We start from the raw sequence: 21,371 nt of genomic DNA, 5'->3' as shown, positions 1-21,371 counted from the left end.
CTGTCCGATCGCACGACGTCCAGCCGGGCCCCGGCGCGCTGTCGGGGGTCAGGTGAACCGGGCTCAGCACTCGGGTTCCGGTACCCGGCGAGATCGGCGGTTCCGCCGACCTGGCCGGGCGCGCTCACCGGGTCCAGTCCACCCCGAGCTCGGTGAACGTGCGGTGCGTCTCCAGGACCGCGGCCACGGCCTCCTCGACCCCGGGCAGCTCCAGGCGCCGGTCGCCGCCGGGCAGGTCGACGGCGCGCACCCGGACCGGGTCGACCGGGCGGGGTGCCGGGCCCCCGACGATGGCGTCCAGGACCCGGGTGAACGCCCCGGAACCCGCCAGCGGGGACAGCAGCGGGCGGCCGCTGGCGCGGTGCTCCAGCAGGTCGTCGAGCAGATCGGTGCGGTCGTGCCGGCTGACCAGCGGGGGCCGTCCGGGAACCTCCTCCACGACGACATCGAGGGTGTAGTAGAGGGTGATGCGGCCGCCGGTCCCCCGCGCGACGACGAAGGGCTCCCCGGCTTCGGACGCCGCGAGGGTGCCCGCCAGGACGAGACCGGGTGAGTCCCGCAGCCCGACCCGGACGGCCGTCGTGTCGTCGGTCTCGATGTCGTTGACGCGGTGCGGGTCCACCAGCACCGAGACGACGTCGTCGGCCCCGCGGCGGTCGGCGACCGCCAGCGCCGTCGCGACCGCGTGGGCCAGCGGGTTCGTCAGGACGCCGTCGGCGACGACGCGGTCCCCCAGCCGCCGCCGGCCCGCCCAGTCGGCGCGGGTGAAGTAGGACCGCGGTCGCTGCCAGCACCCGCCGGCCGCGTACCCGGTGACGCTGCCGATGCGGCCGGCCGCGATCCGGGCGCGGACGTGGGCGGGGGCGTCGGACCCCAGGCTCTGGAAACCCACCTGCACCTGACGGCCGCACTCCTCGGCGATCCGCTGGAGGGTCGTGAACTCCTCCAGCCCGGTGGTCGCGGGTTTCTCCAGCAGCACGTCGGACCCCGCGCGCAGCGCGGCGGCGGCCAGGTCGGCGTGGGTGTGCAGCGGGGTGGCCAGCGCGACCACGTCGGGGCGGTGGTGGGCCAGGAGGTCGGCGAGGTCCCGGTGCGCCGCGACGTCGCCGGGCATCCCGGGCGGCACCTCCCCGGCGGCGAGCCGGGGGTCGGCGGCGGCGGTCCAGCGCAGCCGCCCGGCGCGGTGGCGGGCGGTGAGGCGCTCGACGTACGTGCGGCCGAACCCGTGGACGCCGGCGAGCGCCACGGTGGGCACCGCGGTGGGCACGGCGCTCACGGGGTGTCCTGCCCGAGCAGGCGGGCGGCGGTGTCCCGGTGCTGGGGACCGCTGCGGTGGCCGTCGCCGACGAGGACGTCGAGGTGGACGTGCAGGGGTTCGCCGGGGCGCAGTTCCCGGCGCCGGTCGACGGCCCAGGCCGGGCCGAAACCCACCCACCCCTCGGTGCGGACGAACCAGGGCAGGGGTTCGGCGCGCTGGACGGCGAGGAGCCACACCCCTTCGGCGCTGAGGCTCAGCCAGGGCGAGGTGGAGCCGTGCGCGGTGGCGGTCCCCTCCCCCTCGGCGACGTGGACCTGCGCGGTGGCGAACGGGGTGCGCCACAGCCACCCGCCGTAGAACGCGCCGTCGCGGCCGTTGGTGGCGGGGCTGCCGACGCTCAGGGGCGCGAGCGCCTCGACGGTGGAGCGCCACCGCAGGAGCCAGCCCTCGGGGTCGGGTGTGGCGGTGGTGCGGCGCTGCTCGCGGATCTGGAGCCTCCCGTGCCGGTCGGTCCAGTCGACGGTGCCGCCGGGTGCGGCCAGGCGCTGCACGCCGTGGTTGCCGAGTTCCCGGGAGCCCTCGCCGCGGACGTACGTGCGCCCGCCCCAGTAGCTGGTGCCGTCGACGTCGGGGACGGCGATGCCGACGCCGTGGTGGTGCAGGTGGTCGTCGGGGCGGACGTCGGTGACGAGGCGGCCGCCGAGGGTGCGCACGGGGTGCAGGTGGGGGCGCGGGGAGAGCCGGCGTTCCATGCCGGTGCCGTCGTCGAGGACGGCGACGGTGCGGCCCTCGACCTCCAGGGTCCCGGCGATCACCGGTGGACCTCGGCGCCGACCCGGCGGAGCGCCCCGTCGCCGGTGGACGGGGGCGCGGTACCGGTCGTCATCGTCGGCTCCTGGCGGTGGGAAAGCGATTACCCAGACGGTAACGACGCACTTGCGCCGAGGCAAGAGCGGCTCGCCACCCACCCCGCGAGACCGCCACCGGTCTCAAGGAGCCGGGGCGGGCACCGCGGTCGCCGGTCCCGGTCGCGCCCACCGGGCGCGGTACCACCCGGCGACCACCAGGACCATGAGCGCGAGGTCGACCACGTCCCCGCCGTAGTACATCAACTGCGCCCCCCGCTCGGCGTCGGCGACCGCGACGCCCGCCGGCGGGTCGGCGTACAGGGACTTCGTCAGCACCGAGTGGACGGCGACGAAGACGACCAGCACCCCGAACCGCACCGGCAGCGACGCCCGGTGCGGGTCGGGGTCGCGGCCGGCCACCGAGGCGGTGAACAGGTACCCGGCGAGGAACAGGTGCGCGTGCACCAGGACGTGCACCGGCGCCGACGTGTGCGTCAGCGCGAACACGTCGGTGCGGTAGAGGACCCACAGCCCCCCGGCGTTCAGCACGGCGGCCACCACCGGGTGCGACACCACGCGGACCGGCGGCCACCGCAGCACCCGCGACAGGACCCGGGCGCGGCGGACCGGCAGGGCGCGCAGCGCCAGCGTCACCGGCGCCGCGAGCACCAGCAGCAGCGGCGCCACCATCGCCAGCGCCAGGTGGGCGCCCGCGTGGGCGGTGAAGCTGTGGTGCGCCGCGCGGGCCAGCGGGCCCACCGTCCCCGCGGCGACGCACAGCAGCCCGGCGCCCCAGCAGACCGTGCGGTGCACCGGCCAGCGGCCGCGGCCGCGGGACGCCCGCACCCCGGCCGCGTACCCGGCGGCGGCCAGCAGCAGCACTACCACGACGACGACCTCGAACCCGGTCGGCAGCACGGGCGCCCCGGCGAGTCCGGGGTGCGTCCCGGGGTGGGAGTGGTGACCGCTCACCGCGCGCCGCCGCGCGGACGGTTGCGCCGCAGCACCACGAGACCGACCGCGACCAGCAGCACCGCCGCGCCGTTCCACACCAGGTCGTAGGGCAGCAGGTCCACCCCGTACCGGATCTGGTGGATCCGCAGGAGCTTGTGGTCCACCACGCCGTCGAAGAGCTGGAAACCCCCGACCCCCGTGACGACCGCACCCACCCACCGCTTCCACGTCACCCCACCGGACGCGGCGGTGCGACGGCGGACGTCGGCCAGCAGGAACAACCCCCAGACGGTGATCCCCCACCCGGCCGCGTGGAAGAAACCGTCGGCGGTCAGCGCGACGGCCGGGGTGGAGCGGTCGTAGAAGTGGTGCCAGTGCAGCGCCAGGTGGAAGACGAACAGGTCGATCATCGAGGCCGCGATCCCGGCACCGAACAGGAGACCGGACAGCAGGGTCCGCCGGTCGGCCGACACCCGCCCCGCGCCGGGCGCGTCGTGACCTCGGGGGGACGGGGCGGGGGCATCGGTCACGAGCGGGGCTCCAGTCGTTCTCACCGGTCGACGGGCGGGTTCGGGGACCAGCATCCCGAGCGCCCCGGTCACCAGCACGCCGAAACCGGCGCGCGGGGATCGTGGCCGGCTCACGGGCCGGGCACAGGAAGGCCACAAGGTGCCGTCCCACCATCGAGGACATGACGGAGATCGGCACGACCCCCGCCCGCACCGGCCTGCGCCGGCTCACCGGCCGCACCACCTGGCTCGCCGCCGTGGTGCTCGCCGGGAGCCTGGCGTTCAGCGGGTGCAGCACCACCACGGACACCGCGACCGGCTCCACGGCCGCCAGCACCTCGACGTCGAGCACGGTCGTGGACGCCGCGGCGACCACGACCACCGACGCGACGACCACCGCCGGGACCATCAGCGACACCACCGCCGCGGCCGAGGCGTTCCTGGCGACCCTCAGCGACGAGCAGCGCGAGGCCGTCCTGTACGACTACGACGACGAGACCAAGACCACCTCCTGGTCGAACTTCCCCGTCACGTTCGTCGAACGGGCCGGCCTGAACCTCACCGACCTCACCGAGGAGCAGCAGACCGCCGCCCTCGCCGTCCTCGAGTCGCTCCTCAGCGAGGAGGCCTACGCGACCGTCACCGGGATCATGGGCGGCGACGAGTACCTGCACGAGAACTCCAGCTCCACCGAGGAGAGCCTCGGCCAGTACTACATCGCTTTCTTCGGCGAGCCCTCCACGACCAGCGCGTTCGAGGTGCAGTTCGGCGGGCACCACCTCGGCATCAACGCCACCCTCGACGGCGCCGCGAACGACATCACGTTCGCCCCCACCCACCTGGGCGTGCAGCCGGCCGTCTACACCGACGAGGACGGCGAGGAGGTGCAGCCCTTCGACGGCATCTACACCGACGCCTTCGCGTTCTTCGACAGCCTGACCGCCGAGCAGCAGGCCACCTTGACCTCCGGCGACGTGAGTTCCTGCGCCCCCGGCGACACGTGCGAGTTCTCCACCGGCGCCGGCCTCACCGGCGCCGACCTGACCGACGAGCAGAAGCAGCTGCTGCTCGAACTCATCGCGAACTGGGCCGGCATGGCCGACGCGGAGAGCACCGCCACGACCCTCGCCGAGATCGAGGCCACCCTCGACACCACGGTCGTGGCCTGGTCCGGCGAGACCACGTACGACATGAGCACCGGCGACGGCATCGACTTCTCGATCTCCGGGCCGGACGTGTACGTCTCGTTCCAGGCCCAGGGCGGGTCGGCCGGGGCCGACGTCGACGGCGTCAGCACCAGCGGGTGGGGCCACGTCCACACCGTCTACCGCGACCCGAGCGACGACTACGCCGGCAGCGTCACCCAGCAGGAGGCCACCGGCGGGATGGGCGGGGGGTTCCCCGACGGCGAGGCGCCCTCGGGAGGCACGCCGCCGGAGGGTGCCCCCGCGGCCGCCGCATGACCGTCGACGGGCCAGGTCGGCAGCGGGCCCAGGACACCGCGGTGCGTGGTCGGTTCTGATCGGCGGGTCCCGGTAGCCTCGCCCCCGGGTGCGGCGGTGGGGACCTGCGGCTCACGGGCCGGGCCGGGGTCACCCTGGTCTCGGTGGGGGTCTCCTCCCCGAGCCTGTCGAACCCGCCCGGACCGCTTCGTGGAGAACCTCGACCCGGCGCTGGACGCCGGCGCCGTCGAGGGTCCCGGGGCTCCGCCGAGACCGCCCGCGCACCGCCCGGTAGCGTCGGACCACGTCCCGAGCAGGCGCGGACGGGACCGACCGGACGAGGGAAGCCCCACTGACCATGACGCACGCCGCCACCGACATCGACCGGATCTACGAGGAGGTCACCCGGCGCAACCCGGGTGAGACGGAGTTCCACCAGGCCACCCGCGAGGTGCTGTACACGCTCGCCCCGGTGCTGGCCAAGCACCCCCACTACCTCGACGCGAAGATGATCGAGCGCATCTGCGAGCCGGAGCGGCAGATCATCTTCCGCGTCCCGTGGCAGGACGACCGCGGCGAGGTGCACGTCAACCGCGGGTTCCGGGTGGAGTTCAACTCCGCGCTGGGGCCGTACAAGGGCGGTCTGCGCTTCCACCCGTCGGTGAACCTGGGGATCGTGAAGTTCCTCGGTTTCGAGCAAGTCTTCAAGAACGCCCTGACGGGCATGCCGATCGGCGGCGGCAAGGGCGGGGCCGACTTCGATCCCAAGGGCCGCAGCGACGCGGAGGTCATGCGGTTCTGCCAGTCGTTCATGACCGAGCTGTACCGCCACCTCGGGGAGTACACCGACGTCCCGGCCGGGGACATCGGCGTCGGTGGCCGGGAGATCGGCTACATGTTCGGCCAGTACAAGCGCATCACGAACCGGTACGAGTCCGGGGTTCTCACCGGCAAGGGCCTGTCCTGGGGCGGCGCGCAGGTGCGCCCGGAGGCCACCGGTTACGGCCTGGTCTTCTTCGTCGAGGAGGTGCTGGCCGCCCGCGGCAGCTCCCTGGACGGCCGGCGCGTGGTGGCTTCCGGGTCGGGCAACGTCGCCGTCCACGCCATCGCCAAGGCGCAGCAGTGCGGCGCGCGGGTCGTGGCGTGCTCGGACTCCGGCGGGTACGTGGTCGACGAGTCCGGTCTCGACGTGGACCTGCTGCGGCAGGTCAAGGAGGTCGAGCGCGCCCGCCTCGGCGTCTACGCCGACCGGTCCCCCTCGGCCCGGTACGTCGGCGGCGGTTCGGTGTGGGACGTCCCGTGCGAGGTCGCCCTGCCGTGCGCGACCCAGAACGAGCTCGACGAGGCCGCGGCCACCACGCTGGTCCGCAACGGCTGCGTGCTGGTCGCCGAGGGCGCGAACATGCCGACGACGGCGGCCGCCGTGGAGGTCCTGCGGGCCGCCGGTGCCGCCTTCGGCCCGGGCAAGGCCGCGAACGCCGGCGGCGTGGCGACGTCGGCCCTGGAGATGCAGCAGAACGCCTCGCGCGACTCCTGGACGTTCGAGCGCTCGGAGGCGAAGCTCGCCGAGATCATGCGCGACATCCACGCCCGCTGCCACGAGGCCGCCGAGGAGTACGGCAGCCCCGGGGACTACGTCCTGGGCGCGAACTGCGCCGGGTTCGTGCGGGTGGCCGACGCCATGCACGACCTCGGCGTCGTCTGACGCGCCGCCCGCGGGCGTCACCGGACGGGGGCGGGTGCGTCCCGCCCCCGTCCGGCGCGCGTCAGACGCGGAATGCGCCCACGGCCTCGCGCAGCCGCCCGGACGCGTCGCGCAGGGCCGACACCGAGGTGCGCACCTGCTCCAGGCTGGAGCGGTCCGCGGCGCTGGCGCCGGCCACCGCCGAGAGCACCCCGGCGATCTCCTGCGTGCCGCCCGCCGCGCCGGCCACGGTGCGGGCCAGCTCGCCGGTCGTCGCGGTCTGCTCCTCCACCGCGGCGGCGATGGTGGCCTGGTGGTCGTCGATGCGGGCGATGATCTCGGCGATGCGGCCGATGGTGGCGGCCGCGTCCCCGCTGCCGCGCTCGATGGCGGCGACCTTGCCGGTGATGTCCTCGGTGGCGCGGGCGGTCTGCTGCGCCAGTTCCTTCACCTCACCGGCGACGACCGCGAAACCCTTGCCCATCTCCCCCGCGCGCGCCGCCTCGATCGTGGCGTTCAGCGCCAGCAGGTTCGTCTGCTCGGCGATCGCGGTGATGGTGCCCACGACGCTGGCGATGGCGCGGGTGGCCTGGCCCAGCTCGGCGACGGTGGCGCGGGTGCTCTCGGCCGCCTCGACGGCCTCGCGGGCCACCGACGCCGACTGCGCCATCCCGGAGGAGATCTCGTTGATCGCCGAACCCAGCTCGTCGGCGCCCGTGGCGATGGTGGCCACGTCCGCGGACACGACCTCGGCCGAGCGGGCGGCGCGGTCGGTGTCGCCGGTGGTGCGCTCGTTCGCGGCGGACAGGTCCTGCGCGCGGCCGGCCAGCTCGTCGGCCATCCCGGCGACCTCGCGGGCGATCGCGCCGACGTCGCCGACGGTGCGGCGGGTGGCGGAGACCGCCGCCTCCAGGGCCTGCGCCATGCCGCGGAACTCGTCGCGGCCGTCGACGACGGGCACGACGGTCAGGTCGCCCTCGGCGATGCGGTGCAGGTCGTCGACGCTGCGGCGCAGGGGGCCGACGATGCTGCGGGTGAGGACCACCAGCAGCAGCACCACGAGCGCCGCCGCGGCGACCAGCGTGGCCACGACGAGGTTCCGGCTGCGCGCGGCGGCCGCGTCGGCGTCGGCGGCGGCCGCGTCGGCGCGGGCCTCCACCGAGGCGGACAGCTCCTGGGTGGCGGTGAGCATGTCGGCGTAGGCGACGAAACCGACCTCCATGACCTCGGTCTCGGCGGCCACGACGTCCCCGGCGCGGTACAGGGCCACGGCCCGGTCGTCGGAGGTGAAGTAGTCCTGCCACAGCCCGGCGATCCGGTCGGCGAGGTCGCGCTCGGCGTCGGTCATCAGCTCGGTGGGGGCGGCCTCCAGCGCCTCGCGCAGGGCCGCCGAGGAGGTCAGGAACCCGGCGCGGTTGGCGGAGGAGTCCTCCACGGCCGCGGGCAGCCCGATGCGGCGCGCGTCCCAGGCGTAGGCGGCCTGCCAGCCGCTGACGTCGGCGTCGTAGAACCGCTGCTCGTCGACGAAGCGCAGCAGCTGGGTCATCTGCCGCTGCTCGGCCAGCGACTCCGACTGCCCGGCGATGCTGAACAGGGCCGTGGCGCCGGTGCCCACGAGCAGGGTGAGGACGCCCCCGAACCCGAGGGCGAGACGCGTGCCGACGCGGGCGCGGCGCAGCAGGGAGGACATGGGGGGACGACCTTCCGGGACTTCGCGGGTGGAGCGGGGCCTCCCCATCGGCAGGTCCGGTGCGGTTCTGAGCCCGCCTCCGGGGGCGTCACGCGTCGAGCAGGCGCAGCGTCGCCCGCACCGCGGCGTCGGCCGCGGCCGGTGAGCGCCGTCCCAGGCCGCAGGCGGTCGCGACGTCGACGCGCCGGCCCAGGGCCTCCTCGACCAGGGCGAGGACCCGCACCTGGTCCTCGGCGGCCTGTCCCTCGTGCGCCACGCCGGCGATCAGCTGCACCTGCTCGGGCAGGACTCCGCGCAGGGTCCGCAGCGGGGCGTAGGGGGCGGGGTCGGCGGGAGGTGTCCGGTCGCCGCCGGAGAACGGCAGATGCACGAACTCCAGGGTCCGTCCCGCGGGCCAGGCGCGGACGAGGGCGGCGGTCAGCTGGACCAGGGGGCCCGCGTCCGGCAGTTGCCGCAGCGCGCGGTGCCCCAGGTCACCCAGGCACAGGTGCACGCCGAACCGGGTCCCCGCCGGCGCCTCGGCGACCGGCCGGACGGCCAGCCGGGCGACCAGGCGCGCCGCGGCGGGTCGCAGCGGTCCGGGCGCGGCGGCGACCGCGACGAGTTCGGCGGGCAGTTCCAGCTGGAAGACGACCGACCGCCCGCCCGCGGCGACGGTCCGGGCGATCTCGCCGCCGAGGGCGCGGCGGACGACGGGGGCCGCGCGCGGGACGGCCGCCGGGCCGAAGGAGAACCACGCGAGGTCCAGGTGGCCCGGCAGCCCCACCTGCAGCGGCAGCGCGGGCGTCGCCGGGTGCTGCGAGTCCTGGAGGACCCGCAGTTCCTCCTCGGCGTGCTCGGCGATCCGCAGGTCCAGGTGCTCGGGGAGCAGGCGCCGGCCGCGGCGCCGCGCGAAGCGGTCGACGTCGTCGTAGCCCGACCAGTCCCCCGAGCGCGTGCGCCTGAGCTCCGGCCGGTGCGCCAGCCGCTGGACGACCGGCACGATCCAGCGCAACCGGTCCCCGGTCTCCCCGCCGGTGAGCCGACGCACCCGTCCGGCGAGCTCGTCCACCTGCCAGGTCAGCGCGTCGGCGGCGGTCGGGAACTGCGGCAGGGTCCCCACCAGGTGCATGCGCCGCGGCGGGGGGACCGACCCGTCGGCCGCGTTCGGCGGTGCTTCCACGACAACCCCTTACGTGTGTAAGCTAACGGCTGATAACTGAGTCTGCCGGAGCCGGCTGTCCCGGTCGGCGGCGACAGCCACGACGAGGAGGACTCTCCATGCCCGGCACCGTCACCACCACCCCCCGCTCCCGCCCCCACCTCGCCGGGACCGCGCACCGCCCCGGGCCGCTGGCGACCACCGTGGCCGCCTGGTCCTCCGCGGTGCTGCTCGCCGGCGGGTTCGCCCTGGTCTCCACCCTGCCCACCGCCGTCGTCGCCGTCGGGGCCTGGCGGAACCCCCGACTCGGCCCGGTCCGGACCTGGGCCACGGCGCTCGCCACCGGTCAGGTGACCCTGCTGCTGGTGTGGCTGACCGCCGCCGACCCCGCCCCCAGCCTGAGCAAGAGCCTGGACCCGGTCGTCGTGGCCGCGATGACCGCCGTGGCCGTCGGCACGGCCGCCGCCTGCCACCTGCAGCGCCGGCGCCTCAGGGACGCTGGGCGCTCGGGCGCACGACGACCTCGTTGACGTCGACGTCGCCCGGTTCGCCGACCGCGTAGGCCACGGCCCGCCCGATCGCCGAGGGCGCGATGGCGCTGCGCCGGTACTCCACCATCCCGGCGCCGGCCACGGGGTCGGTGATGTGCGAGGCCAGTTCGCTCTGCACCACCCCGGGGGAGACGGTCGTGGCCCGCACCGTCGGCGGCAGGTCCTGGCGCAACCCCTCCATCAGCGCCCACACCGCGTACTTGGTGGCGCAGTACACCGCGGCGGTGGGCACGACCTCGTGCGCCCCGATGGACGCGGTGGTCACGAAGTGCCCGGACCCCTGGCGCAGGAAGTGCGGCAGGGCCGCGGCGATCCCGTGCAGGACGCCCTTGACGTTGACGTCCACCATGCGGTCCCACTCCTGCGCCAGCAGCGAGGTCATCGGGGACAGCAGCATGACGCCGGAGTTGGCGACGAGGACGTCGAGGCGCCCGTGCCGGGCGACGACCTCGTCGACGACCCGCACGCAGGACCCGGCGTCGGTGACGTCCAGGGCCGCGGTCGAGGCGCTCCCCCCGGCGCGGGTGATGTCGGCCGCGACCTGCTCGAGGCGGTCCTCGCGGCGGGCGGCGAGGACGACGTGGTGCCCGGCGCCGGCCAGTTCCCGGGCGACGGCCTCGCCGATGCCGCTGGAGGCACCGGTGACGAGCACGATCTTGCGTTCGGTGGTGTCGATGCGTTCGGTCATGACCACGACGGTGCCCGCGCGGCCGGGGCGGGGGGAGACCGCGGTGAGGGTGGTAGTGCCACGACCACCCTCACCGGCGCACCGCGGACTACGGTGGAACGGTGAGCAGCCTCGGGGAGTACCTGCGCGCACGCCGCGGCGAACTGTCCCCCGCGGCCGCCGGCCTGCCGGCCGGGTCGCGCCGGCGGGTGCCGGGCCTGCGCCGCAGCGAGGTCGCGCTGCTGGCGGACATCAGCGTGGAGTACTACGTCCGGCTGGAACAGGGCCGCGAGCGCAACCCCTCGCCGGCCGTGCTCGACGCCCTGGTCCACGCGCTGCACCTGTCCCGCGACGGCGCTGAGCACCTGTACCGGCTGGCGGGCCTGGCCCCCGCTCCCGGCGCCGTCGGTCCCGAACGGGTCGACCCGCAGCTGGCGCAGTTGCTGGGCGCCTGGACGGCGACCCCGGCGATGGTCCTGGGCCGGGCCCTGGACGTGCTGGTGGCCAACCCCCTGGCCGAGGAGTTGTTCGGGACCTTCCCGACCACCCGCAACCTCGTGGAACTCGTGTTCCGCGACCCGTCGGCGCGTTCGCTGTACCCCGAGCGCGACGTCGTGGCGCGCGACACCGTGGCCGCGCTGCGCCTGGCCGAGGGGGCGCACCCCGGCGACGCGCGCATCCGCGAGGTCCGCGAGGGGCTGGGCGACGACCCGGGGTTCACCCGGCTGTGGGAGCGGCACGACGCGCGCGGCAAGACCGCCGAGCGCAAGCGGTTCGCCCACCCCCAGGCCGGTGAGATGACCCTGCAGGTGCAGACGTTCGACGTCCGCGGGTCGGCGGGTCAGCAACTGGTGGTCTACCACGCCCCGGCGGGGTCCCCGGCGGCGGACGGCCTGGCGCTGCTGGGGATCCTGGCCGCGCAGCGCGCGGCCGCCCGGGACCCGCGGGGCACGCGCTCGGGGTAGGACGACCGCCCGTCCCGGACGATCCCCACAGTTCCACCGGGTTTCACAGGGTTTCGGCCAGGAACTCCCGCACCGACGCCGCGACCTCGTCGAGGTGGGACTCCAGCAGGAAGTGCCCGCCCGGCAGCAGTTCCACGCGGGCGTCCGGCAGGTCGGTGCGGAAGGCCCGGGCCCCTTCGGGGCCGAAGATCTCGTCGCGCTCGCCCCAGACCGCCAGCAGCGGCACGGGGTGGTCCCGGAACGCGGCGTGCAGGCGGGGGTAGAGCTCCCGGTTGCGCGGGTAGTCGCGGTACAGGGCGAGCTGCACCCGGTCCATCCCCGGGCGGCTGATCTGCGCGACGTCGCGGGTCCAGGTGTCGGGGTCGACCACGCCAGGGTCGTCCAGGCCGTGCACGTACTGCCAGCGGACGAGCTCGGTGGTGAGGGTGGAGCGCACCACGGACTCGTCGTCGGGGTTCCCGTCGACGGCCCAGCGCCACAGCGGGGCCCAGAACGCGTCGACGAAACCCTCCTCGTATCCGTTGCCGTTCTGGGTGACGACCGCGGTGACGCGGCCGGGGTCGCGCAGGAACAGCCGCCAGCCCACCGGCGCCCCGTAGTCCTGCACGTACACCGCGAACCGCTGCACCCCCAGCTCGCGCAGGAGGCCCTCGACGACGTCGGTGAGGTGGTCGAACGTGTACTCGAACTCCTCGACGCCCGGTGCGGCCGAGTGCCCGAAACCGACGTAGTCGGGGGCGATGACCCGGTAGCGGTCGGCCAGGCGCGGGATGAGCCGACGGAACATCGACGACGACGTCGGGAAACCGTGCAGCAGCAGGACGACCGGCGCGTCGGCCGGGCCGGCTTCGCGGTGGAACACCTCCAGCCCGTCGACGAGGGTCGTGCGGTGGTGGATGACGGTCATGCCGGTTCCTCCAAGGGTCTAACGGTCAAGGTGGGTTTGAGCGTTAGACGGTCTACCCGAGTTTTCTAACGCCCGCAAGCATCGTGAGCGTTAGTCGTCGTGCTACGGTCGGATCGTGCCGGCGCCCGAACCCACCTCCCCCGCCGAACCGCTGCCGGTGCGCCTGGTGAACACCCTGTGGTCGCAGCGCGGCGCCCTCCGGGACGACCTCGAGGCACCGCAGCGGGCGGTGGAGTGGCTGCACGACAACGGGTTCCCCGTCACCGGCGTCGACCCCCAGGGGGTCGACGCCCTCGTGCGGCTGCGCACGGCCCTGCGGACGGTCGCCGCCCACCTGACCGGCGACACCCGGGAACCCGCGCCCGGGAGCACCCCCGGCCCGGCCACCGACGACCGGGTGCGCGGTGACGTCGAAGCGGCCGTGGCGCTGATCGACCAGCTCTCGCGCTCCGCCCCGGCCCGCCACCTGGTCCTCGCCGAGGGCCGCCTGACGTGGAGCGCTCCCCCCGCCGCGACGACCGTCGACGACGCACTGTCCACCCTCGCCGCCGCGGCGGCGACCTTCTTCACCGGCCTCGACGCCGAGCGCCTGCGGGCCTGCCACGGCCCGCGGTGCATCGTGTACTTCACCCAGGACCACGTCCGCCGGCAGTGGTGCTCGCCGGGCTGCGGGAACCGCGCCCGCGCGGCCCGGCACTACCGCCGGCACCAGGGCGACACCGCTGTCCCCTGAATTCGGTCGGGCCGGGAGTGAACGCGAGCGCCGAGACGTCGGGGCGATCCCCGCGCGGCCGGGGCCTCGATCACGGAGGCGGTGCGGGCCAGGTCGGCCGCCGCGCTGGCAGGACCGCAAACACCCGGCACGAGCGGGTGACGGGCAGGTGCGGTGGACCGCTCACCAGGTTTCCGTGACCTTGCGCAACCCGCGCGGGGCGTCGGGGTCCAGCCCCCGCGCCACCGCCATCTCCAGCACGAGGCGTTGCAGCGGAACGATCTGCACGACGGGCGCGAGGTCCTCCGCCATCCCGGACGGCAGGCCCAGGCGCACCGTCGCGTCCTCGGCCACCCCCGCCGGGGCCACTGCGCACATGTCCGCACCCCGTTCACGCAGAGCCTCCAGCACCGGCGCCACGGCCTCCCCACCCCGTCCCTGCGCCACCACCGCGATCACGGGGCGATCGGCGTCGACCATCGCCAGCGGCCCGTGCATCAGGTCCGCGGCCGAGAACGCCTGCGCGGACAGGTAGGAGGTTTCCATTAGCTTCAGCGCGCCCTCGCGCGCCGTGGGGTAGGAGTACCCGCGCGCGGTCAGCACGACGCGGTCCACGAATCGGTAGCGGGCCGCGACCTCGCCCACGTCGGGCGCGTCCACGGCCTGCGCCAGCCACCCCGGCACCGCCGAGGCCGGGGCGAGGTCACCCCCGCACCAGCTGGTCACCAGCAGCCACAGCGTGAGCAGCTGCGCGGTGTAGCTCTTCGTCGCCGCCACCGCCAGTTCCGGGCCGGCGTGGACGTCGAGGTGGTGCTCGGCGGCCAGGGCCAGCGGCGAGGCGGGGTCGTTCGTGACCGCCAGGGTCATCGCCCCGGCCCGGCGCGCCACCGCGGTGGACTCCACCAGGTCCGGGGACCCACCGGACTGGCTGATGCTGATCCACAGGACGCCACGCAGGTCGGGGGCGGCGTCGTAGACGGTGAGGGTTGAAGTGGAGCTCAGGCCGCAGGGCAGGCCGAGGGCGACCTCGATCAGGTACTTGGCGTAAAGGGCGGCGTGGTCGCTGGTGCCGCGCGCGGTCAGCAGCACCGCGCGCGGGGCGGCTTCCCGGATCAGCGCCGCGAGCCGGGTCACCTCGCTGCCGGCGGCGGTGGCGGTGGTGAGGATCCGCTCGGCCACCGCCGGCTGCTCGGCGATCTCGGAACGGACGAGGTACCCGGGGCCGGCAGTCCCCGGGACGGCGGGGGGATCCCCCAGGGGTCCTCCGAGGGCGTCGGTCGGACAGCTCGTGGCGGTGCTCGTCGGGGTGCTCATGGTTCCTGTTGTTCAATCCGGAGGGCGTGGGCGAACCACGACGTGATGGTGGACGGGTGGGTGATGGCGGTTCCCACGCACACCGAGTGGGCGCCGAGGGCCAGCGCCTCGGCGGCGTGGGCGGGGGTGTGGACCCGCCCCTCCACCACGACGGGGCGGCGCACGGCCGCGACGACGTCGCGCACCAGGTCCAGGTCCGGCCCCTCGGTGCGGGGGCGCTCACCGGTGTAGCCGGCCAGGGTGGTGCCGAGGATGTCCGCACCGGCCTGCTCGGCGGCCAGGGCGTCGGGCAGGGAGCCGCAGTCGGCCATCACCAGCACCCCGGGGAACTCGTCGTGGATGGCGCCGATCACTTCGCCCAGCGACCTGCCGTCCGGGCGCGGGCGACGGGTGCCGTCGACGGCGACGACGTCGGCGCCGGTGCGCGCGACGGCCCGGGCGTGCCCGAGGGTGGGGGTGATGAACACCGGGTCGTCCCCGGCCTTGACCAGGCCGATGAGGGGGACGTCCACGCAGGCGCGGATCGCGGTGAGGTCGTCGAGCCCCTGCGCGCGGATGGCCTGCGCTCCCCCGCTCACGCAGGCTCGGGCGACCTGGCTCATGGTGCGCGGATCGCGCATGGCCTCACCGGGGTAGGCCTGGCAGGAGACGGTGAGCCCACTGCGGACGAGTTCACCGTGCAGGGTCCGTACCGGCGGGCCGGACGAGACCGGGGCGAGGGCACCGAGGGTGTCGTGGGGGTCGTGGGAGTCGTGGGAGTCGTGGATGGGGTTCATGCCAGCACCTGCCGGGCCGCGCCGAGGAGGGCGGCGTCGGCGCCGAGAGCGGCCGGGAGGATCTCGACCCCAGCCAGAGGCGGGATGAGTTCCTCGCGCAGGGTCTCTTCCACCGCCTGCCACCAGGCGGGTCCGGCGGCGGAAAAACCCCCGCCGAGCACGATGACCTCGGGGTCGAGGACGGTGACCTGCCCGGCGAGGGCCCGTCCCAGGGCGCGGCCGGCTTCGCGCAGCAAGCGCGCGGCCAGCGCTTCGCCGGCGGCTGCGCGCTCGGCGACCTCGCGGGCATCGACCCGGGTGCCGGACTCGTGCCAGTAGCGTCTCGCCACGGCGGGGCCGGAGGCGATGGCTTCGAGGTGGCCCCGGCGCCCGCACCCGCAACGTAGGTATTGCGCGCCGGGAGTGGGGACGTGACCGATCTCGCCGGCGGCGGCGTGGGCGCCGCGGTGCACGAGACCGTTCAGCACCAGCGCCGCCCCCACCCCGGTACCGACCGCGACGACGAGGGCGGGGTCCTTGCCCCTCGCGGCGCCCTGCCAGGCCTCTCCGGCGGCGTGGGCGTCGACGTCGTTCTGCACCACGACCCGTGCACCGGGTCCCTGCGGTCCCCACCGGTGCTGCAGGCGCGTGCTGAGCTCGGTGGGGACATCGGTGCCGGCCCACCCGGGAAGGGCGTCGGTGGCGGAGAGGATGACGCCAGTAGTGTTCACCGCTCCCGCAGTGCCCACACCCACCGCCGACACCGCGGCGCCGGCCTCCCGCGGCAGGCCGGCGATGGCTTCGACGACGGCGTCCAGGACGCCACCCGGTCCCTGGGCTGTCGGGGTCGGAACGGTGACGCGGGCGGTGACGGCACCAGCGGGACTCACGAGGGCTGCGGTGGTCTTGGTGCCCCCGAGGTCGACGGCGATGACCGTCTCCCCCGCACGGCGCTCGACCGCCGTCAGCTCGCTACCGGTCTGCTCAGCCGCCGGTGACGGAGGGCCCGGGTGGATCGACGGCAGCATCAGACGCCGGCACCTTCGGGGGCGAGCGCACGCCACTGCCGCACGACCGCGGCGACCGCCTGCTGGTCGGCGAGGTCCAGGGCGCGCACCGGTGCCGCCATGGCCGCCGAGGGGAGCAGGCCGAGTTCGACCATGGCCGTCTTGAAGGCCCCGACCCCGCGGGCGTCGGCGGAACGGGCCCCGACGGCGAACACGATCTCGAACAGCTGCGCCAGCTGCTCCTGCTCCACCACGGCCCGCTCGACGTCCCCGGCGCGGGCGGCGTCGTAGAGACGCACGTACCCGCCGGCGTCGACGTTCCCCAGTCCCGGGACCAGGCCGTCGGCGCCGAGCAGCAGCATCGCGTCGCACATCAGCTCGTGACCGGTGAACAGCGCCAGCGGTGAACCGGCTTCACGGTTGGCGCGTAGCAGGCGGCGGAAACTCACGTCGTCGCCGGAGGAGTCCTTCACACCGGCCAGCACGCCCTCCAGGGCGAGGTTGACGAGGGTGTCCAGGCCGGGGCGGCCGTGGGCACGCACGGGCACGTCGTAGGCCAGGACGGGGACCTCCACCGCGGAACGGACGTGGCGGAAGTGGTCGGCGACCTCGCCGGCGTCGTTCAGCGCGTACAGCGGGGTGGTGACGACGACCGCGTCCACCCCGGCTCCCTGCGCGGTGCGGGCCTGCTCGGCCACGCGGGCGGCGGTGAGGTCGATGCAGCCGCCCAGCACCGGGACCCGCCCGGCGACGGCCTCGACCACGGTCTCCAGCACGAGCCGGCGCTGGGTGTCGGTGAGGTAGGCGACCTCACCGGTGGAACCCAGGGGGAACACCCCGTGCACGCCTTCGGCGAGCAGGTGCTCGACGAGGGTGCGCAGGGTGGCGGTGTCGACGTCGCCGTCGGTGGTGAAGGGGGTGACCACCGGGGGGACGACCCCGTGCAGACGGGTAGGGAGGTTCGTCGTCGGGGAGTCGGTCGAGGAGTTCACAGCAGGGACCTTCCAGCGGGGAGCAGGGTGGGGGTGGCGGCCAAGAGGGTGCGCGTGTAGGGGTCACGCGGGTCGGTGAAGACGTCCTCGGTAGGGCCGAACTCGAGGATGCGACCGGCGTTCATGACCGCGACGCGGTCGGCGACGTTGCGGACGGTGTTGATGTCGTGGGAGATGAAGACCATGCCCAGCCCGAGGCGTTCCTTGAGGTCGGCGAGCAGGTTGAGGACCTGGGCTCGCACCGACACGTCCAGGGCGGAGGTCGGTTCGTCGGCGACGACGACCTCGGGGTCCAGGGCCAGGGCGCGGGCGATGGCCACCCGCTGACGCTGACCACCAGAGATCTGGCGGGGGAAGACGTCCAGGGCGGAGGCCGGGAGCCCGACGAGGTCGAGCAGTTCCCGCACCCGGGCCTCGCGCTGGGCGGGGTTCTGCTTGCCGTGGACGATGAGCGGGCCGGCGAGGGCGTCGCGCACGCTCATGCGCGGGTTCAGCGCGGTGGAGGGATCCTGGAAGACGACCGAGACGCTGCGTCCCAACCGGCGCCGGTCCGCCGCGGTGGACCGCAGGGCCTTGCCCTGGAAGAGGACCTGCCCCCGGGTGGGGCGCTGCAGGCCGATGAGAACACGAGCGAGGGTGGACTTGCCGCACCCGGATTCGCCGACGATGCCGATGGTCTGCCCGCGCCGGACGCTGAGGGAGACCCCGTTCACCGCCCGGACCAGGTCGGGTCGGAAGAGGGACCCGGTGCGGGCGCGGTGCACCACGTGCACGTCGCGCAGCTCCAGCGTCGGTGCGGACCCCTGCGCGGGTTCGGGGGCGGATTCGGGGGCGGATCGCAGGGATCGCTCGTTCATCGTCCGGCCTCCACGCCGTCGCGCTGGGTGTCCAGTTCGGGGTGGGTGGCGTACCAGTGGCTGGTGCCGGCCACCTGCCGCATCACCGCCCGTCGGTCGCGGCCGACGTCCGGGCGGGTGGAGCGGGGCGAGAAGCGGTCACCCGCGACGAAGTCGGACGGGGCGGGCACCACCCCGGGCACCTGGTGCAAGCGGGCCGCGCCCATCTCCATCGACAGCACCGCTCCGAGCAGGCCGCGGGTGTACTCGTGGCGCGGGTCGCCCAGGAGTTCACCGGTGGGGCCGGACTCGACGACCTGCCCGGCGTACATGACGGTCACGTGGTGGGCGAGCTCGGCGACCAGGGCCAGGTCGTGACTGACGAAGACCATCGCGAAACCCAGTTCCTCACGCAGCTCTTCCAGCAGCTGCACGACCTGGCGCTGCACGGTGACGTCGAGGGCCGTGGTCGGCTCGTCGGCCATCACCAGGGAGGGGTCACGGGACAGGGCCATCGCGATGAGCACGCGCTGGCGCTGACCGCCGGAGAGCTCGTGCGGGTAGCTCTTCAGAGTGCGCGCGGGATCCAGCCCCACCATCTCCAGCAGCTCGGTAGCGCTGCGCCTACCGCCGCGGCGGATCAGCTGGTTCAGCTGCGACCGGATGAGCATGGCCGGGTTCAGCGAGCTGAGCGCGTCCTGGTACACCATGGCGATCTCATGCCCACGCAAGGCGTTGCGCTCACGGGCCGGCACGCTCAGCAGGTCACGGCCGTCGAAGAGGATCTGCCCGCGCAACTGCGCGGTGGGCGGCAGCAGCCCCATCACGGCCATGGAGGTGATCGACTTCCCGCACCCGGATTCCCCCACCAGGCCCATCGTCTCCCCCGCGCGGACCGAGAAGGAGACGTCGTCGACGATGTCGACCTCACCGTGGGCGCCGGGGAAGGCGATGGAGAGGTTGCGCACGTCCAGCAGCGGCGGCGCGGAGCTGAAGGAGAGGTGGCGGTCGCTGCGGTCGCGCTCGGCGATGCTCAGGCGTTGCAGGCTCTCGGTGAGAGCCCGCTGGGCGCGTTCCTCGCGCTGGGCAGACTCGGCCAACTCGACGAGGGAGAGGGATTTCGCCTCGTCCGCCACCGCGGCGGGGGCGACAGCGGAGGTGACGGCAGGCGTCGAGATCGCGTCGATGACGGAAGTGTCGGCGATCTTGACGCGACGACGGGCGCGGGGGCTGACCAGCGCGTCGGTCATGCCTTCGGAGAGCACGTTGAGAGCCAGGACGGTCAGCAGGATGAGCAGACCGGGGAAGAAGGTGACCCACCAGTAGCCCGAGAGCAGCAGGGACTTGCCGCCGGAGAGGATGTTGCCCCAGGAGGGGTCCGGGGGTCGGACGCCGGCGTTGATGAAGGACAGCGAGGCCTCGAAGACGATGGCGTCGGCGACCAGGACGGTGGCGAAGACGAGGATCGGTGCGGCGCAGTTGCGGACCACGTCGCGCACCAGGATCCACGGCGTGCTGGCGCCCATCACCTTCGAGGCGGCGACGTAGTCCTCGCCCATCTGGGCCAGGACGCTGGCGCGCACGATGCGGGTCAGCTGCGGCACGTACAGGAAGGCGAGGGCGCCGATGAGCACCGGCAGGGTGCTGCCGAAGACGGCGATGAGGACCGCGGCCAGGGCGATGCCGGGGAAGGACATGACCACGTCGAGGATGCGCATGAGCACCTCGGCGACCCAGCGGCGCGCGGTGGCGGCGATGGAACCGAGGACGGCGGCCACCAGCAACGCCACCACGGTGGCACCGAGGCCGATCAGCAGGGAGGAACGGGCACCGAAGGCGACGCGGGCGAAGACGTCACGCCCGATGTCGTCGGTGCCGAACCAGTGCGCCGCTCCCGGTGCCTGCACCGGGGTTCCGCTGGCAAGGGGGTCCTGGGCGATCAGCGGAGCGGTGATGGCCATGAGGACCACCAGCCCCAGCAGCCCGAGGGCGATGCGGGAGGTGACCGGCAGGGCGCGCAGGCGGGCCCAGTGCTGTCGGTCGTCGGCCTGGGTGACGGCGGGGCTGCTGAGACGTTCTGCGAGTGCGCGTCGCACCTCACACGCTCCTGATCCGGGGGTTGACCAGCACGTAGAGCAGGTCGACCACGATGTTGACGATGATGAAGGCCAGGGCGACGGTGATGGTGACGCCCTGGACGAGGCCGACGTCGTTGCGGGTGACGCCGTCGAGGATGAGCTGCCCCATGGCCTGAATGTTGAAAATGATCTCGATGATCACCGCGCCGCCGATGAGGTAGCCCACCCGCAGGCCGAGCACGGTGATGGGGGTGATGAGCGCGTTGCGCAGAACGTTGCGCCCGATGACGACGTGACGTGGGATGCCTGCTCCGATCGCGGTACGCACGTAGTCGCGGTCCAGTTCCTCCACCATCGCGGTGCGCACCACCCGGGTGAGGGATCCGCTGACGGGGATGGCCAGGGCCAACGCGGGCAGGAAGACGCTGTTGGCCCAGATGGCGGGTGAATCGCTGAAGGGGATCCAGGTGCTCACCAGGGCGGGGAAGAGCCCGGCACCGCCGGGGATGTCGCCCAGCCACTGGATCAGCAGCAGCGCCAGCCAGAAGGAAGGGGTGGCCAGGGAGGCGATGGAAACCACCCGCACGACCTGGTCGGGCCAGCGATCGCGGAACAACGCGCCCACGATGCCCAGCACCAGAGCCACCACGACCCCGATGGCCAGGCCGAGGAAGGTCAGCTGCAAGGTGATGGGGAAGGCAGCGGCGACACGGTCCAGGACGGGGACGTTGCCGCTGGAGACCCCGAGGTCGGCGTGCAGGAGCCCACCGAGGAAGTCGACGTAGCGGCTCAGCAGCGGGTCGTCGAGGTCGTTGGCCTCCCGGTAGGCCGCGAGCGCGTCTGGGGAGGCTGACTCCCCCAAGGCCAGGCGGGCGGGGTCGACCGGGGAGAACGACATCACGAAGAACACCAGGAAGGTGACACCGAGGAGCATGATCGGCAACGCCACCAGTCGGCGCCCGATCAGGCGGGACAACAAGATCACAGGAGTTCTCTCTTCTTCACCACAGCAACCTCATCACTACGGGTCCTCGCCACGACAGCGGTCCGGGGTCGTCCTT

20 protein-coding genes are annotated in these 21,371 nt (G+C 74.1%); 5 read left to right on the top strand and 15 right to left on the bottom strand.

From position 1 onward, the window contains the following. Positions 1 to 124 precede the first annotated feature (124 nt). From ACRYM6_RS11385 to ACRYM6_RS11370, 4 genes are all read right to left on the bottom strand, one after another. Positions 125 to 1,276 carry a Gfo/Idh/MocA family protein gene (locus ACRYM6_RS11385; protein ID WP_432542987.1) on the bottom strand — a complete coding sequence of 384 codons (1,152 nt, stop codon included), beginning with the start codon at positions 1,274 to 1,276 and terminating at the stop codon, positions 125 to 127. Beyond that, positions 1,273 to 2,073 (bottom strand): DUF6807 family protein, encoded by an 801-nt coding sequence (locus ACRYM6_RS11380; RefSeq protein ID WP_432542986.1) that lies wholly within the window; start codon positions 2,071 to 2,073, stop codon positions 1,273 to 1,275. Before ACRYM6_RS11380 ends, ACRYM6_RS11385 begins: the two co-directional genes overlap by 4 nt. A gap of 174 nt (positions 2,074 to 2,247) precedes the next feature. Continuing rightward, positions 2,248 to 3,024, bottom strand: coding sequence for a cytochrome c oxidase assembly protein (locus ACRYM6_RS11375; RefSeq protein ID WP_432542985.1), 777 nt, complete (start codon positions 3,022 to 3,024; stop codon positions 2,248 to 2,250). Between the two features lie 50 nt (positions 3,025 to 3,074). Beyond that, positions 3,075 to 3,590, bottom strand: coding sequence for a DUF2243 domain-containing protein (locus ACRYM6_RS11370; protein ID WP_432542984.1), 516 nt, complete (start codon positions 3,588 to 3,590; stop codon positions 3,075 to 3,077). Between the two features lie 161 nt (positions 3,591 to 3,751). On the opposite strand from ACRYM6_RS11370, the gene ACRYM6_RS11365 reads away from it, so the two are divergent. Next, positions 3,752 to 5,032: a DUF3500 domain-containing protein gene (locus ACRYM6_RS11365; RefSeq protein WP_432542983.1), complete on the top strand. Its 1,281-nt coding sequence runs from the start codon at positions 3,752 to 3,754 to the stop codon at positions 5,030 to 5,032. Between the two features lie 337 nt (positions 5,033 to 5,369). Beyond that, positions 5,370 to 6,716 carry an NADP-specific glutamate dehydrogenase gene (gene gdhA, locus ACRYM6_RS11360; protein ID WP_432542982.1) on the top strand — a complete coding sequence of 449 codons (1,347 nt, stop codon included), beginning with the start codon at positions 5,370 to 5,372 and terminating at the stop codon, positions 6,714 to 6,716. Between the two features lie 61 nt (positions 6,717 to 6,777). On the opposite strand, the gene ACRYM6_RS11355 is transcribed toward gdhA, so the two are convergent. Both ACRYM6_RS11355 and ACRYM6_RS11350 read right to left on the bottom strand, forming a co-directional pair. Beyond that, positions 6,778 to 8,385 carry a methyl-accepting chemotaxis protein gene (locus ACRYM6_RS11355; RefSeq protein WP_432542981.1) on the bottom strand — a complete coding sequence of 536 codons (1,608 nt, stop codon included), beginning with the start codon at positions 8,383 to 8,385 and terminating at the stop codon, positions 6,778 to 6,780. A gap of 88 nt (positions 8,386 to 8,473) precedes the next feature. Further along, positions 8,474 to 9,547, bottom strand: a complete 1,074-nt coding sequence (locus ACRYM6_RS11350) for a hypothetical protein (protein WP_432542980.1) — start codon at positions 9,545 to 9,547, stop codon at positions 8,474 to 8,476. Positions 9,548 to 9,645: 98 nt separating this feature from the next. Between ACRYM6_RS11350 and ACRYM6_RS11345 the strand changes: the two genes are divergently transcribed. Beyond that, entirely contained in the window at positions 9,646 to 10,056 is a 411-nt protein-coding gene (locus ACRYM6_RS11345; RefSeq protein ID WP_432542979.1) for a hypothetical protein, read from the top strand. Here the strand turns inward: ACRYM6_RS11345 and ACRYM6_RS11340 are convergent. Continuing rightward, positions 10,016 to 10,765 carry an SDR family oxidoreductase gene (locus ACRYM6_RS11340; protein ID WP_432542978.1) on the bottom strand — a complete coding sequence of 250 codons (750 nt, stop codon included), beginning with the start codon at positions 10,763 to 10,765 and terminating at the stop codon, positions 10,016 to 10,018. The two genes, ACRYM6_RS11345 and ACRYM6_RS11340, sit on opposite strands and share 41 nt — an antisense overlap. A gap of 101 nt (positions 10,766 to 10,866) precedes the next feature. On the opposite strand from ACRYM6_RS11340, the gene ACRYM6_RS11335 reads away from it, so the two are divergent. Beyond that, the gene (locus ACRYM6_RS11335; RefSeq protein WP_432542977.1) at positions 10,867 to 11,709 is read left to right on the top strand and encodes a helix-turn-helix domain-containing protein; all 843 of its coding nucleotides are present in this window, start codon (positions 10,867 to 10,869) and stop codon (positions 11,707 to 11,709) included. Positions 11,710 to 11,752: 43 nt separating this feature from the next. Here the strand turns inward: ACRYM6_RS11335 and ACRYM6_RS11330 are convergent, their stop codons facing one another. Continuing rightward, positions 11,753 to 12,616 carry an alpha/beta fold hydrolase gene (locus ACRYM6_RS11330; protein WP_432542976.1) on the bottom strand — a complete coding sequence of 288 codons (864 nt, stop codon included), beginning with the start codon at positions 12,614 to 12,616 and terminating at the stop codon, positions 11,753 to 11,755. A 115-nt stretch (positions 12,617 to 12,731) separates the two neighbouring features. Between ACRYM6_RS11330 and ACRYM6_RS11325 the strand changes: the two genes are divergently transcribed. Continuing rightward, entirely contained in the window at positions 12,732 to 13,349 is a 618-nt protein-coding gene (locus ACRYM6_RS11325; RefSeq protein WP_432542975.1) for an ABATE domain-containing protein, read from the top strand. 162 nt (positions 13,350 to 13,511) lie between these two features. Here ACRYM6_RS11325 and ACRYM6_RS11320 read toward each other — a convergent pair whose 3' ends face one another. Genes ACRYM6_RS11320 through ACRYM6_RS11290 form a run of 7 tightly spaced genes read right to left on the bottom strand, consistent with a single transcriptional unit; the run spans position 13,512 to position 21,295 of the window. Further along, positions 13,512 to 14,642 (bottom strand): SIS domain-containing protein, encoded by a 1,131-nt coding sequence (locus ACRYM6_RS11320; RefSeq protein WP_432542974.1) that lies wholly within the window; start codon positions 14,640 to 14,642, stop codon positions 13,512 to 13,514. Continuing rightward, positions 14,639 to 15,418 (bottom strand): N-acetylmannosamine-6-phosphate 2-epimerase, encoded by a 780-nt coding sequence (locus tag ACRYM6_RS11315; RefSeq protein WP_432542973.1) that lies wholly within the window; start codon positions 15,416 to 15,418, stop codon positions 14,639 to 14,641. The genes ACRYM6_RS11320 and ACRYM6_RS11315 overlap by 4 nt, the downstream gene beginning before the upstream one ends. Next, complete coding sequence (locus ACRYM6_RS11310; protein ID WP_432542972.1) at positions 15,415 to 16,425, bottom strand: ROK family protein; 1,011 nt, start codon at positions 16,423 to 16,425, stop codon at positions 15,415 to 15,417. The genes ACRYM6_RS11315 and ACRYM6_RS11310 overlap by 4 nt, the downstream gene beginning before the upstream one ends. Next, positions 16,425 to 17,396: a dihydrodipicolinate synthase family protein gene (locus tag ACRYM6_RS11305; protein WP_432542971.1), complete on the bottom strand. Its 972-nt coding sequence runs from the start codon at positions 17,394 to 17,396 to the stop codon at positions 16,425 to 16,427. Before ACRYM6_RS11305 ends, ACRYM6_RS11310 begins: the two co-directional genes overlap by 1 nt. Next, a complete protein-coding gene (locus ACRYM6_RS11300; RefSeq protein WP_432542970.1) occupies positions 17,393 to 18,253 on the bottom strand; it encodes an ABC transporter ATP-binding protein in 861 nt (286 codons plus the stop codon). Before ACRYM6_RS11300 ends, ACRYM6_RS11305 begins: the two co-directional genes overlap by 4 nt. Next, entirely contained in the window at positions 18,250 to 20,328 is a 2,079-nt protein-coding gene (locus tag ACRYM6_RS11295; protein ID WP_432542969.1) for a dipeptide/oligopeptide/nickel ABC transporter permease/ATP-binding protein, read from the bottom strand. Before ACRYM6_RS11295 ends, ACRYM6_RS11300 begins: the two co-directional genes overlap by 4 nt. A gap of 1 nt (position 20,329) precedes the next feature. Beyond that, the gene (locus tag ACRYM6_RS11290; protein ID WP_432542968.1) at positions 20,330 to 21,295 is read right to left on the bottom strand and encodes an ABC transporter permease; all 966 of its coding nucleotides are present in this window, start codon (positions 21,293 to 21,295) and stop codon (positions 20,330 to 20,332) included. Positions 21,296 to 21,371 lie beyond the last annotated feature (76 nt).

Origin of the sequence: Kineococcus rugosus (genome assembly GCF_050871975.1) — a bacterium.
In the GTDB taxonomy this organism is placed as follows: domain Bacteria; phylum Actinomycetota; class Actinomycetes; order Actinomycetales; family Kineococcaceae; genus Kineococcus.
Note: the sequence above shows the minus strand (reverse complement) of the source record. Positions and strands in the feature narration are given on the sequence as shown.

Bases quoted from the DNA above. Each gene is read 5' to 3' on its own strand.
- ACRYM6_RS11320 (WP_432542974.1), bottom strand. From the start codon at position 14,642: ATGAGCACCCCGACGAGCACCGCCACGAGCTGTCCGACCGACGCCCTC.
- ACRYM6_RS11365 (WP_432542983.1), top strand. From the start codon at position 3,752: ATGACGGAGATCGGCACGACCCCCGCCCGCACCGGCCTGCGCCGGCTC.
- ACRYM6_RS11310 (WP_432542972.1), bottom strand. From the start codon at position 16,425: ATGCTGCCGTCGATCCACCCGGGCCCTCCGTCACCGGCGGCTGAGCAG.
- gdhA (WP_432542982.1), top strand. From the start codon at position 5,370: ATGACGCACGCCGCCACCGACATCGACCGGATCTACGAGGAGGTCACC.
- ACRYM6_RS11330 (WP_432542976.1), bottom strand. From the start codon at position 12,616: ATGACCGTCATCCACCACCGCACGACCCTCGTCGACGGGCTGGAGGTG.
- ACRYM6_RS11355 (WP_432542981.1), bottom strand. From the start codon at position 8,385: ATGTCCTCCCTGCTGCGCCGCGCCCGCGTCGGCACGCGTCTCGCCCTC.
- ACRYM6_RS11315 (WP_432542973.1), bottom strand. From the start codon at position 15,418: ATGAACCCCATCCACGACTCCCACGACTCCCACGACCCCCACGACACC.
- ACRYM6_RS11300 (WP_432542970.1), bottom strand. From the start codon at position 18,253: ATGAACGAGCGATCCCTGCGATCCGCCCCCGAATCCGCCCCCGAACCC.
- ACRYM6_RS11345 (WP_432542979.1), top strand. From the start codon at position 9,646: ATGCCCGGCACCGTCACCACCACCCCCCGCTCCCGCCCCCACCTCGCC.
- ACRYM6_RS11340 (WP_432542978.1), bottom strand. From the start codon at position 10,765: ATGACCGAACGCATCGACACCACCGAACGCAAGATCGTGCTCGTCACC.